We start from the raw sequence: 12,906 nt of genomic DNA on the forward strand, positions 1-12,906 counted from the left end.
CCCTTGCGTATACAAAAAAGCGCTTCCTTTGATGGAAGCGCTTTTTGCGTTTATATCAGAATGGATAAAGAGCTGTTATCTTCTCAGCAATCGCAGCACCAAGTGTCTTCAAACGACACATAACAGCACTCTCGTCTTCACTATCAATAAACAAGCACGGCTGACCTTCCCATTCAATCACAGTACTTTCAATTTGCATATCAGCAAGTGATTGCTGTAATTTTTGCATAACATTCCATGCAGCCATATCTTCGTGGCTGAGTAACTTCAACCCCATCAGGCTGCTTTTTACATTCACTTCATCAACTGGAAGTGGCTCAACTTTGATACCCGCAAAACCGGGTGACCACCTGTAACTTTGCGGTAGTCGATGTACCACCGAAAGCTGAATATTATTCACAAATTATTCCTACCTGAAAGAACATAGATACAAAAGTTAAAGTTAGCGACTATCTTCAGGTGTTCTACTCGCCAAAACCGAATAACTAACTCCCCAAAAAGGTAAACAAAAAGTTAAATTTGTGTTTATAGTATTACATTAATTTCAAACTTCACCTTAGAAAAAATGAGATCGAGCTCGCATTTTCTATATATTTATACTTTTTTAAAAGAAAACTCAATTTATTTTTATGCAAAAAACTAACTGTATGTTTAACGATTGTTCACATATTTTATTTTTTCAACCCAACTCTTTAACATAAGAATCAAACAAGGACTGTAAAAACAAATAGATAACAATATGTTTTATAAGGAAAAATTAATAACAATCTAATGATAACGCTATTGAATATTTTTTATTTAACAAAAATGCAACAACAAACCCATAATCACCACCAATGCATTAACAATTAATCATTCCCAAAGCAAAATAATTCGGAATTTCCTTACATTTACACATCAACCTCTCAGTCCAATTCGAATATAAAAATCAATAAATACGGCATATTAAGAAATAATAAAAGAATAAAATAACAATGGCTTCATCCCGGAAGAATATCGATACCATCAAACCATTCAACACCAAAATATCCCTAATATTCAGGAAACAACCCAATAATTTAGCTACTAACATTATCATTTATAATGATAATGTTAGTGATACAGAAAATGCTTTTAATACCACATAGTTAATACCATCTCAGTTTAATGGCAGATATTCGAATAACACAGTGTGGCACAATCCCCTAATCTGAATAGTTATTTAAAAAAATCATATTAAATATCATCCTATCAAGATGAAATATATTAACGAAGACAGACATTATTCTGTAATAAAATTACGTCTCGACGGCCCGCATAAAATCACAACAAAACAACATCACCAAAAAAGCATTTGTAGTTTACAACCTAAGGAAAAGGCTGCAATAAAGCAGCCTTCTGTTTCTAACCATGACCTCTTTTTGCATATATAACAAGCAGCGTAGCCAAAATAACACATAAAACCATAGAACCAACCATTGGCCAGGCACTACGCGCAGGGAACATGGCAATTAATACCCCAACCAAAGCACTAATCCCAAAACGAATGGTACCTGCCAATGAAGATACTGTCCCTGCCATATGCGGGTAACCATCTAAAACCACCGCCATTACATTGGATGTAATCATGGCAATACCACAGACATAAGCTGCCACACCGATGACCAAAGAAATAAAACCAAAATCCAGTGCGGTAGACAATAACAGCCAGATCCCCATAATAAATTGCATACTTAAACCAAAATACATCATTCTCAACGCGCCAAAGCGCTGTACATAACGACTATTTATTGTTGTCATCACAAACAGAAAGACGATATTAAGTGCAAAATAATAACCAAATTTCTGTGGCGACACACCATTCAACTCAATATAAACAAACGGCCCGGCACTGAGAAAAGAAAACATTCCCGCAAACGAAAATCCGCTGGCAAGCATGTAACAAAATACGCGGCGCTGGCGGAATAACATAATAAACTGGCTTATGGTTGTACGAAGATGAAACTTTTGCCTTTTCTCTTTCGGTAAAGTTTCTTTTATAAAGAAAGCGACAAGGAATACCCCTATCACAGCAGTGATCGCAATAATCCAGAAAATAGCATGCCATGTGAACCAAATCATCATCATGCCACCAAGAATTGGGGCAATTAATGGTGCAATAGTCATTACCAATATCACAAAAGACATACTGCGTGAAAATTCATCTTTCGTGAACATATCCCGCATCAGGGCATTAATAACAACACTCGCAGCAGCGGCGGAAAACCCATGCAAAAACCGCATATAAATAAAATCGTCAATATCCTTGGCTATCGTACACGCGGCTGACGCCAGAGCAAACACGATAACGCCACCCAAAATAACCGGCTTACGCCCCAAACTGTCAGCCATTGGTCCATATACCATCTGACCGATAGCAAAACCAAGAATATAACTGCTCAGTGTCATCTGAACCCGCCCGCTATCCACACCGAAATCTTTAGCAACGGTTGGCAAGCTGGGTAAATACATGTCAATGGCAAGAGGCATTAACATAGAAAGCAGCCCAAGGATCAAAATCAACCCTAAATAGGATGATCGTTGTTGTTGCACGCTTATTTCTCCAATAATTTAGAATGATTAACTAAAACTAAGAACCTGCCCCAATAGGCGGAGTGGCACGATTGTTGCGGACTATTCTTGTGAATATGTAATCCCTAAAGGGATGAACTCTAAGATTAAGGAGCATTAATACTGGCTATTTCTTGCTCAGTTAACGGTCGGTACTCCCCTGGTTCCAACTCAGGATCTAAGATAATTTCACCGATTCGCTCACGGTAAAGCTCAGTTACCCGATTACCTACCGCTGCAAACATGCGTTTCACTTGATGGTAACGCCCTTCACTGATAGTCAGGCGGGCTAATTGAGGCGCCAGAATTTCCAGCTGAGCGGGTTTTGTCAGTGTTTTTTCACCATTGAGTTGGACACCCGCAAGAAATTTATCTGCTGTCTCTTCTGCAATAGGATATTCAAGAGTGACCAGATAGGTTTTTTCACAATGATGTTTTGGGGAAGTAATACGATGGGACCATTGACCATCATCCGTCAGCAAAACCAGCCCCGTAGTATCCATATCCAGCCTGCCAGCCGTGTGTAATTTATGCGCCGCGGGTTCATCAATAAAATAGAGAACCGTCGGATTCACCGGATCATCTGTAGAGCAGACATACCCTTGTGGTTTATTTAGCATAAAATAGCGAGGCCCTTGCTGCTGTTCCAGTAATGAGCCATCAAACATAACCTGTTGTTCTGGAGTTAATTTATAAGCTCCGGTTTTTACAATCTCATCATCAACAGTGATACGCCCTGCACGCAATTCACGCCCTACTTCATTCCGGCTGATACCAAGCTGTTGTGACAGAAATTTATCCAATCGCATGGATGAAGACACCTGTATTAAATTAATTTAAAAATAAACGCGACCCTACTATCTTGAGACTACAACGCAAAGCCACCAAAAAAGATGATATGAGATGAATTTAAAAGCTTTCAAAGCTAATCATAACCATGTTTACTATAAACAACAATTATCTATTTGTTATAACGGGTTATAGTTTCACTCAATCAGATAATTATCTTACCTTACTTCTATCCACAGCAAATTGATAAGAAAAATGTTACTCTTCCGCGAATATTTTTCTGTTGTGGAACAAATATGACTTTCACTTTACGTCCCTATCAGCAAGAAGCCGTAGATGCCACCGTTAATCATTTCCGGCACCATCATGAGCCCGCAGTCATTGTGTTACCAACCGGAGCAGGTAAAAGCCTGGTTATTGCTGAATTAGCAAAATTAGCTCGAGGGAGAGTTTTAGTATTGGTGCATGTAAAAGAATTAGTTGCACAGAATTACAGCAAATATTGCGCATACGGTTTACAAGCAGATATTTTCTCCGCGGGATTGCAGCAAAAGCAAAGTTCAGGAAAAGTGATTTTTGGCAGCGTGCAATCTGTCGCCCGTAATCTTGAGCATTTTGATAGTCAATTCTCTTTACTAATAATTGATGAGTGTCATCGTATCAGTGATGAAGAAAACAGCCAGTACCAACAAATTATTCATCACCTTCGGCAAAATAACCCTCAACTCCGTATTCTTGGCTTAACAGCGACACCTTACAGGACAGCTATCGGCTGGATATATCACTATCACTATCACAGTATGATCCGTGGTGATAAAAATAGTTTTTTCCGTGATTGCATATATGAATTGCCACTGCGCTATATGATTAAGCACAGTTTCCTGGTTCCTCCACAGCGACTGGATATGCCAGTTATGCAATATGATTTCAGCCAAATCCGCTCCAGTCAGCAAGGTATTTTCAATGAAACGGATTTAAATCGTGAAATCAAACGACAAAAACGCGTCACACCTCATATTATCAGGCAGATCATTGAATATTCGGCTGACCGTAAAGGCGTTATGCTTTTTGCTGCAACAGTCGAACATGCCAAAGAGATCTTTCAATTACTTCCTTCCGGCCAAGCCGCATTAGTCAGTGCCGATACATCAACCACCGATCGTGATCTGTTTATCGAAGCCTTTAAAGCTCAACAATTACGCTACATGGTTAACGTTGCCGTATTAACTACCGGATTTGACGCACCTCATGTCGATCTGATAGCCATCTTGCGCCCTACCGAATCCGTCAGCTTATATCAGCAGATTATCGGCCGTGGTTTAAGATTATTTCCGGGTAAAAAAAATTGCCTGATTCTCGACTACGCAGGGAATCCTCACGATCTCTACACACCGGAAGTTGGCAACAGTCGGCCAGATAAGCAGAGCCAACCGGTTCAGGTATTCTGTCCTATCTGTCACTTTGCCAATATATTTTGGGGAAAATGTACCTCCGACGGTGAAATTATCGAACACTTTGGACGCCGCTGTCAGGGCTGGGAAGATGATCAACACGGCAAACGTCGTCAATGCGATTTCCGCTTTCGTTTTAAACTCTGTCCTCATTGCGGCGGAGAAAATGACATTGCTGCGCGGCGTTGTCACAGTTGCCAGGAAGTGCTGGTCGATCCCGATGATATGCTGAAAGCGGCATTAAAACTCAAAGATGCTCTGGTACTGCGTTGCGGTGGTATGCAACTCATCCCTGGAACTGACAGTAAAGGAGAATGGCTGAAAATCATCTATTACGATGAAGATGGCGCCGATGCCTCGGAACGCTTCCGGCTTAAAACACCGGCTCAACGACGGCTCTTTGAGTACCAGTTTCTCCGTCAGCATCAACGTGCCCCAGCGGTACCTTTTAACTGGAAAACAGCGTCAGACATCATTCATCAGCAACCTTTGTTACGTCATCCCGATTTTGTCGTCGCCCGTAAAAAAGGTCAGTTCTGGCAGATTCGTGAAAAGATCTTTGATTATCAAGGACGCTTTCGTCGAGCAGATGAATTGTATTAATAGGCCCCAATTGACGTATTCCATTTGCTGTCATAACCATTTTTCGCTAGAATGCCGCCCGTTTAGCGCCCGCGTTAAACCAAATCCCGAACCTGCTGCTGGGTCGCCTGTAGCAGGATTTATTTTCTTCTTTAAAGAGAAAAATAATGTTTACTATTAATGCAGAAGTACGTAAAGAGCAGGGCAAGGGTGCGAGCCGCCGCCTGCGCAGAGCTAACAAGTTCCCAGCTATCGTATATGGTGGCAACCAGGAGCCTGTTTCTATTGAGCTGGATCACGATCAAGTTATCAATATGGAACACAAAGCAGAATTTTATAGCGAAGTTCTGACTCTGGTTATCGACGGTAAAGAAACTAAAGTTAAAGTGCAGGCTGTACAGCGCCACCCGTTTAAACCAAAACTGGCGCACATTGACTTCCTGCGTGCTTAATTAGCCTCAGTCGAGCTTTTCGGGACGCCGAGTAAATAACGCCGCATTTGCGGCGTTATTTATTTCAGGTATCAATGACCACCACTGCGGCGCTGTAACTGGTCACGTAAATTTGGTGGCGTGCCTTTAATAGTTAAAGTGTCCGTTACCGGATCCCAGAAAATTCTTTCGCCAAATAACATTGCATCAAAATTAATTGTCAATCCGCCACCGCTTCCGGCAAATTTAGTTAACTGACGCAATGTACTGCGATCCGCTGGAAAACACTCTGCCAATTCATATCCCTGTTCCTGAGAAAATTGCTGGAAATTCTGCTCACCAAATGTTGGCAATTCCTGAGACAACGCCTTAATCTCAATTTCCTCTCCTGCCTGCAATTGTTCATTACAATAGCTGTATACTTGCTGGCGATATGCCTGACGCTCATTTTTATCAAGCTGGCCTGACTCACAATAATCATCAACGGCCTGCAACAGCCCCTTATTCTGAGCCTTAGCATTCATCCCTTCACTGGCAGCGAGAAAATCCATAAAGAAATCTGAAACCTTACGTCCTACCCGCCCTTTTAGGAACGTTAAATAACGGCTTGATTCAGGATTAGTTTCCCACTCAGTCAAATCTATACGAGCAACAATATCAGCATGAGGAATATCCAGATAATGTGTGGTATTTAGATCCAGATTATCGTTAACAGACATACTGTTACAGCTATTAAGTATAGCAATCAACAAATACTCTACCGCCAGATAGCGATACTGACAGAACAGGACAATCCCACCTTCGGCAAACGGGTATTTTGCCAGTTCATCCCTAAGACGAGCCGTTGCTGCGCGACTGAACCCCAGAAAATCCTCATCACCTTTACGCTGATGTCTGAGCGCTTCTGCCAATTCGCTCTCTTCATTAAACAGGCCGTAAGCTTTGCTTTTTGCACTATATACACGGTGTAATTCAGCCATCATATCTTCCACCACGCGATCGGTGGAGAGCAAAGAATCACGCAGCACGACATCCAGCGTCTGCTCATCACGCTTGATTAATTGATGCAAGGCAATTTGGTCTATTTGCAGACTCATTCTTTCTACTCCTTTCGCTGCTTATTTCATTCGCATCTAACGGCGTATTCAAACACTGATAACCAACTGCTGCAATAAAAAACCCTGGGAAAAATAATGTTTCGCCACGTTCCATCAACTATTATTTACTGACAGATATCAGAAAATTGCTAAAGACGCGCTATTACTGCAACATAAAATCTTAACCGTGAATTAATTTGCCACAAAAGAGCAGAAAATCACGCACCTATACGGTAAGATAGTGTGCTTTGTTAGTTCAGGAAGTCTAAATTTATGCCACAGTCATCTCGTTATAGTGACGAACACGTTGAACGTTTATTAACAGAATTGGTCAGTGTTCTGGAAAAAAACCATACGCCGACAGACCTTTCTCTGATGGTACTTGGCAATATGGTAACAAATTTAATCAATACGAGTGTGTCTCCTGCCCAGCGCAGGCATATTGCCGACTCGTTTGCACACGCGCTTAAATCTTCAGTAAACGAAGATAAAGCCCATTAATTTTTAACTAAAGACCACAACGTAAACAAAATATGGTGACTAGCCGTCAGCGTTATCGTGAAAAAGTGTCCCAGATGATTAGCTGGGGGCATTGGTTTGCCTTGTTTAACATCCTACTCAGTCTTGGATTAGGTAGCCGTTACCTGTTTGTTTCTGACTGGCCGGGCTCGCTGCTCGGCCGAGTCTATGCTTTGACCAGTTGGCTTGGGCACTTTAGTTTTATTGTTTTTGCCGCTTACCTGCTGATTCTGTTTCCACTGACATTTATTGTCATGTCACAGCGCCTGCTCAGGTTTCTTTCGGCCATTTTCGCCACAGCCGGGCTGACACTGTTAATATTCGACATTACCATCTACCACCGTTTCCACCTTCACCTAACACCTTTAGTTTGGGATTTAGTTATCAATCCTGATCAAGGGGAACTGGCGCGGGACTGGCAACTTATGTTCATCTGTATTCCAGTCATTTTTCTGGTACAGATGTTATTTGGTACCTGGAGTTGGCAGAAACTACGCAGCCTGAGTCGGCAACGGATTGGTAAGCCATTGGCTGCCGTCCTTATTTCTGCCTTTTTGGCTTCCCATCTGATGTATATCTGGGCTGATGCTAATTTTTATCGTCCGATAACCATGCAACGCTCTAACCTGCCGCTCTCTTATCCAATGACAGCGCGCAAGTTTCTTGAAAAACATGGCCTTCTGGATCAACAAGAATATCAGCGCCGTCTTATGCTACAGGGAGATCCTGCTGCATTAACAGTGGAATATCCACTTAACGATCTGACTTATCAGGATAAAGGCAGCGGATACAACCTGTTAATACTAGTGGTTGATGGGCTGGATAATAAAGACATTACAGAGAATATGCCTGTACTTTCCCATTTCAGAGAAACCAGCATTCAGTTCAATCAACATTTCAGTAATGGTATTCAAAATGATACCGCCCTATTCGGGCTGTTTTATGGTATTTCTTCTGGCTATCTGGATGGAATACTTGCTGGACGTAAATCATCCGCACTGATTAATGCACTGACTCATCAGGGATATCAGTTCGGCTTATTCTCTTCCACAGGATTCAATACTCCACTTTATCGTCAGGCATTACTTTCCGACTACTCATTGCCCACTGCGGTCAACCAAAGTAATCAACTTACGGTAACACAGTGGCAGCAATGGCTAAATTTACCCACTAACAGCGCCCCGTGGTTCTCCCTCTTGAAAATGAGTCGACTGGATGAAACTAACGCACAAGGTAATACGGCTGCTCTTGATGTTCAAATTAGTGCTGTATTAGAGACGCTGAAAAACAAAAACGCACTGAATAATACAGTCATTGTTATTACCGCTGCGCATAGTGAAATCACAGCTACACATCCACCAAAATGGATAAATAATGACAGATTTAATCGTGATCAAATGCATGTTCCCCTGCTTATTCATTGGCCTGGAACACCACCACAGACCATTGATAAGCTGACAAGCCATCAGGATGTTATGACAACATTGATGCAACGTTTGTTACATGTCAGCAATCCACCTGATGATTACTCTCAAGGCGAAGATCTGTTTACAGCACAACGTAGTAGCCCATGGATAATTACCGGTGATAATGGTTCTCTGATTATCACAACCAGTGAGAATACCCTGTTTCTGGATAAAAACGGTGATTATTCCTTATATGACCTCGAAGGCAACGAAGTTAAAGATGCTAAACCCAATCTGGCCCAACTGTTACAAATACTCACAGAGGTTAAACATTTTATAGCTAATTAAATGCTTAAAAATCAATCGGTCATTGAATTTAGCACTTGCTTTAATTCATAAAATCAGTAGTATAATAAAAGTTATCGGCATGTAGCGCAGCTTGGTAGCGCACCGTCATGGGGTGTCGGGGGTCGTAGGTTCAAATCCTATCATGCCGACCAAATTTCCCTAGAAAAACCAACCTGTTAGGGTTGGTTTTTTTATGTCTGAGATTTGTCTCTGGTAAAATTATGGTAAAACCCCAACTTCAAGTCTGACATTGATAGCCACTGACAAACCCGCCTTTCTTACCTAAAAATATAAATTTATCTAATTATTTTGCTCACTTCGGTACCTCCGGCCACTCAACATCAGGAGCCTGTGAAGTATCTACACGAGTGAGTAATACTCTGTACTTCTTCCATTCCAACAGAGCGGCTTTCTCTGAGTCTGTCGCGACCTCTAAGTCAACAGAATCCTGTAGCAATGAGAGTGTTTCATTTGCTTGTTGTAACAGTGCTGCTTGCTTCTGCTTGGCTTCATCAATCTGATGAGACTTCAGAAGGTCTTTATCAACTACCCACTCTTTACCGTTCCACTTGTCATAATCCGTGTCGGGCTTTTTGAATGTCAGTATATCGGGTAATTCACCCAGTTCGGTCACTTCTTGTTGTACTCCCGTTTGAGTGTTGTAAGCAGTTTTTCCGCGATAGTCAGGGACAGTTTCCCAACACTTACCGTCTTCACTGCGACAAACGGCCAAATCATCAGACTTCAGCAGCTCAGGCGCATCGGGATAAGCACCGGCTGATAGACTGACACCCAACATGACATATTCGATATCTGAAACTGTGAATTCCCTTGTTGCCTGATTAGTGTGGTAAATCTTTATCCAGCCGGCTTTCTCGGCTAAACCATCTTTACCCAATACGGCTGTTTCATGTTCTAAAGAGTATTTTTGTTCTGTCATTATGCTGCTCTCACTATGTAGTTAAATGCGATGTTGCGAGGTCTGAGCCGCAAATAATTAATTCCATGACCAATGATTCCCAATATTGATGAATTGTATCTGCGGGCCTTTGAATCGTTATATTCAATGCCGTCTCCATCTGATATATCGTGCCCTAAACCACCTGTGTAGTACTCGACATATTGCCCTAATGAAGAACCTCTTTGCCAAGACAATAATGCTCTCCCACTATCAACTCCACGACTACTATCCCAACCACGGATAAACTCACCGCGCAAATCGGGTAATACGCCTGATGAATATGCTGCCGCTAATTCCGGAAATTTCGACTTATCAAAGGCCGCACCGTTACATTGCAGCCATCCAGTTGGCGGTATGGCAGTTGGCCAGGGAATAGGAACACCTACAGGAATATTATTGACTGTATTAATCAAATTATTAACTTCTGCCTTGGTATATGCACCTACATTACCAGCTGGGATATTAATATTTGCCGTACCATCAAAGGCAACTCCGGCAATCGTTCTGGCTGTAGCCAATTTGTTAGCTGCTATAGCAGTGCCATTGGAAGGCAATGCCCCTATATCCACTGCATTCAGACTAATATCTGTACTTAACGCTTTCCCATTCACCTTCCGGATATTAGGTACTCTATTATTAATATCCTTGCGCAATGAATTTATTATTTCCTGAACAAGCTTTTGTGTAACCGCCAATGTGTCGCTATTACCAATCACATTTGTAAGCTGAACAACGCCTTTTTGGGTTAACGAGGCATCGGGAACTTTTGTTGTGGTTTTTTGTTCTAACGCTTTATTCAATTGCTCGGTGAGTTTAGCTACGTTTCCATCATCCAGAACATCATCACCAGATTGTGTCGCAATAAAATTAGCTACGACAGATGATATGGTTGACGATTGACGCAATACTTTATTTAACAAATGAATAGGAACATCATTTGGTGGAAACCCAGTCAGTAAACCCTTACTTTCTTCATATAATTTCTGACTCACTACATTCGCATTATCACTAATAGAAAAAGCTTTAAAATCATTCTTCTGACTCATATACACCCCTTAAATTAAATAATATTATTTTATAGATTTATAGACGACTTATCACAATTCAGTGTATTTCAGTAAAATAATAACAAAACACCTTTATAACTCAGAAGTCTGATTATTTTTATATAATCCCAAGAATAAAAACCCAATATTTATCAACCAAAGATATACTAAACCCATTTATATTTAACATCTGAAAACTATTTTCCTTTTATTCCTTCCATCCTTTCCTGCAACTCCCGATACTTAACATTCCACACTGAATCTTTAGGCATTTAAATTCTAACATCTAATCTACAGAGTTCAGGGATATCACAAGGCTCTCCACCTTTGTAAAATAGGTTACTGGTTTTACCTTATTAAACAAGCGATACATTCGCTTTGATTGAATAATTATATCTGAGAGGTTCTTATATTCCGTATCAAAAATACCCCATCGCCAAAATGGGACATAATCAATTCAGCATCGACCTTAACCACTTCATTGTACTCTGACTTTGAATTCTGAGATCCATTTTTGAATATCTGGTTTTAACAAGTTTTTGAACTAATCTGGTTTGCAAAATTTGTACTGTTTGCATTCACAGTCAAAACTCACGAAACCCATGTGCAGCAAGGCTTTGAGCCAAATAATGCTATTGTCATGGAGTGTCGGATCATAGGTTCAAATCCTATCATGACGACCAAATTTCCCTAGAAAAACCAACTTGTTAGGGTTGGTTTTTCTATTTACGGGATTTGCTTGGGGAAAAATTAGGGAAAAACCCCAACTTCAAACCTGGCATTTATAGCTACTTACAAACCCGCCTTTCTCACCTGAAAACATAAAATAATCTAATTATTACTGTCTGTCACTTCGGCTGTTCTGACCACTCAACATCAAGAATGAGTAAAGTATTTTGTTAATAATAAATATCTGCTCACTATACGGTATTTATCCTCAAGAGGAACAATATATTTTTAGTATCCAATAGCCATCCAATGAATCGCTCGTGGAAAAAAATCAGTATTGTATGCCCGAATAGTTCTCGCTACAAAAGATGTTAGTTTAACATCACCAACTTCAACAAAACAGCGATGTACGCTAAGAGAGTGATATTCTCCATCGGCTGTCGCAATCACAGATGTACATACATTAGGAAAACTAACAGGAAAGTTAACCAAATAATTATCACGCCCTCCAACAAAACCCCACTGATAGACTATTCCTGTATCACCACATTTCCACCATCCATTTTCAGAAGATTTTGACGCTACGTTTTTGCGGCCATATCGAGCATCAGATTCAGATTTACCATAACTCCCTACATCCCCCGCACTCAGACTAATATCTGTACTTAACGCTTTCCCATTCACCTTCCGGGTATTAGGTACTCTATTATTAATATCCTTGTGCAATGAATTTATTATTTCCTGAACAATCTTTTGTGTAACCGCCAATGTGTCGCTATTACCAATCACATTGGTAAGCTGAACAACACCTTTTTGGGTTAACGAGGCATCGGGAACTTTTGTTGTGGTTTTTTGTTCTAAAGCTCTATTTAATTGTGCGGTGAGTTTAGCTAACCTCAGCTTCGTTTAAAAATAGCGATATCACAATCCCGTAAATTCAAGCTCGGTTTTTTAGGTTGGAATGTATAAGCAATTAGGCCAGCGACGATTTCCAATAAAAAACCGAGCTGACTGCGGT

At 40.8% G+C, this 12,906-nt stretch carries 11 protein-coding genes, 1 tRNA gene and 1 pseudogene; 5 read left to right on the plus strand and 8 right to left on the minus strand.

The window, feature by feature from the left end:
- Positions 1 to 55: 55 nt before the first annotated feature.
- The 3 genes from C5470_RS06530 to rsuA form a co-directional block, all read right to left on the minus strand.
- The gene (locus C5470_RS06530) at positions 56 to 400 is read right to left on the minus strand and encodes a YejG family protein (RefSeq protein ID WP_166286948.1); all 345 of its coding nucleotides are present in this window, start codon (positions 398 to 400) and stop codon (positions 56 to 58) included.
- A 983-nt stretch (positions 401 to 1,383) separates the two neighbouring features.
- Positions 1,384 to 2,571, minus strand: coding sequence for a Bcr/CflA family multidrug efflux MFS transporter (locus C5470_RS06535; protein ID WP_166286950.1), 1,188 nt, complete (start codon positions 2,569 to 2,571; stop codon positions 1,384 to 1,386).
- 125 nt (positions 2,572 to 2,696) lie between these two features.
- On the minus strand, positions 2,697 to 3,398 hold the full coding sequence (gene rsuA, locus C5470_RS06540) for a 16S rRNA pseudouridine(516) synthase RsuA (RefSeq protein ID WP_166286953.1): 702 nt from the start codon (positions 3,396 to 3,398) through the stop codon (positions 2,697 to 2,699).
- Between the two features lie 276 nt (positions 3,399 to 3,674).
- Between rsuA and radD the strand changes: the two genes are divergently transcribed.
- A complete protein-coding gene (gene radD / locus C5470_RS06545; RefSeq protein WP_166286955.1) occupies positions 3,675 to 5,432 on the plus strand; it encodes a DNA repair helicase RadD in 1,758 nt (585 codons plus the stop codon).
- Between the two features lie 146 nt (positions 5,433 to 5,578).
- A complete protein-coding gene (gene rplY, locus C5470_RS06550) occupies positions 5,579 to 5,863 on the plus strand; it encodes a 50S ribosomal protein L25 (RefSeq protein WP_036777310.1) in 285 nt (94 codons plus the stop codon).
- A 71-nt stretch (positions 5,864 to 5,934) separates the two neighbouring features.
- On the opposite strand, the gene yejK is transcribed toward rplY, so the two are convergent.
- Positions 5,935 to 6,939, minus strand: coding sequence for a nucleoid-associated protein YejK (gene yejK / locus C5470_RS06555; protein WP_166286957.1), 1,005 nt, complete (start codon positions 6,937 to 6,939; stop codon positions 5,935 to 5,937).
- Positions 6,940 to 7,212: 273 nt separating this feature from the next.
- Here yejK and C5470_RS06560 point away from each other — a divergent pair, with 273 nt between their 5' ends.
- The 3 genes from C5470_RS06560 (at position 7,213) to C5470_RS06570 (ending at position 9,364) form a co-directional block, all read left to right on the plus strand.
- Entirely contained in the window at positions 7,213 to 7,440 is a 228-nt protein-coding gene (locus tag C5470_RS06560; RefSeq protein WP_036772527.1) for a YejL family protein, read from the plus strand.
- A gap of 32 nt (positions 7,441 to 7,472) precedes the next feature.
- Positions 7,473 to 9,212 (plus strand): LPS biosynthesis-modulating metalloenzyme YejM, encoded by a 1,740-nt coding sequence (gene yejM, locus C5470_RS06565; protein ID WP_166286959.1) that lies wholly within the window; start codon positions 7,473 to 7,475, stop codon positions 9,210 to 9,212.
- A 75-nt stretch (positions 9,213 to 9,287) separates the two neighbouring features.
- Positions 9,288 to 9,364 (plus strand) — tRNA-Pro (locus tag C5470_RS06570).
- Between the two features lie 161 nt (positions 9,365 to 9,525).
- On the opposite strand, the gene C5470_RS06575 is transcribed toward C5470_RS06570, so the two are convergent.
- The 4 genes and pseudogenes from C5470_RS06575 to C5470_RS23580 all read right to left on the minus strand — a co-directional run.
- Positions 9,526 to 10,152: a tail fiber assembly protein gene (locus C5470_RS06575; RefSeq protein ID WP_166286961.1), complete on the minus strand. Its 627-nt coding sequence runs from the start codon at positions 10,150 to 10,152 to the stop codon at positions 9,526 to 9,528.
- Entirely contained in the window at positions 10,152 to 11,219 is a 1,068-nt protein-coding gene (locus tag C5470_RS06580; protein WP_166286963.1) for a tail fiber protein, read from the minus strand. The genes C5470_RS06575 and C5470_RS06580 overlap by 1 nt, the downstream gene beginning before the upstream one ends.
- A gap of 957 nt (positions 11,220 to 12,176) precedes the next feature.
- A complete protein-coding gene (locus tag C5470_RS22665) occupies positions 12,177 to 12,788 on the minus strand; it encodes a gp53-like domain-containing protein (protein ID WP_242687825.1) in 612 nt (203 codons plus the stop codon).
- Positions 12,785 to 12,906: pseudogene (locus C5470_RS23580) on the minus strand (IS982 family transposase); the annotation flags it as partial. The pseudogene C5470_RS23580 and the gene C5470_RS22665, both read right to left, overlap by 4 nt.

It is taken from the genome of Photorhabdus stackebrandtii (assembly GCF_011189495.1).
Taxonomy (GTDB): Bacteria; Pseudomonadota; Gammaproteobacteria; order Enterobacterales; family Enterobacteriaceae; genus Photorhabdus; species Photorhabdus khanii.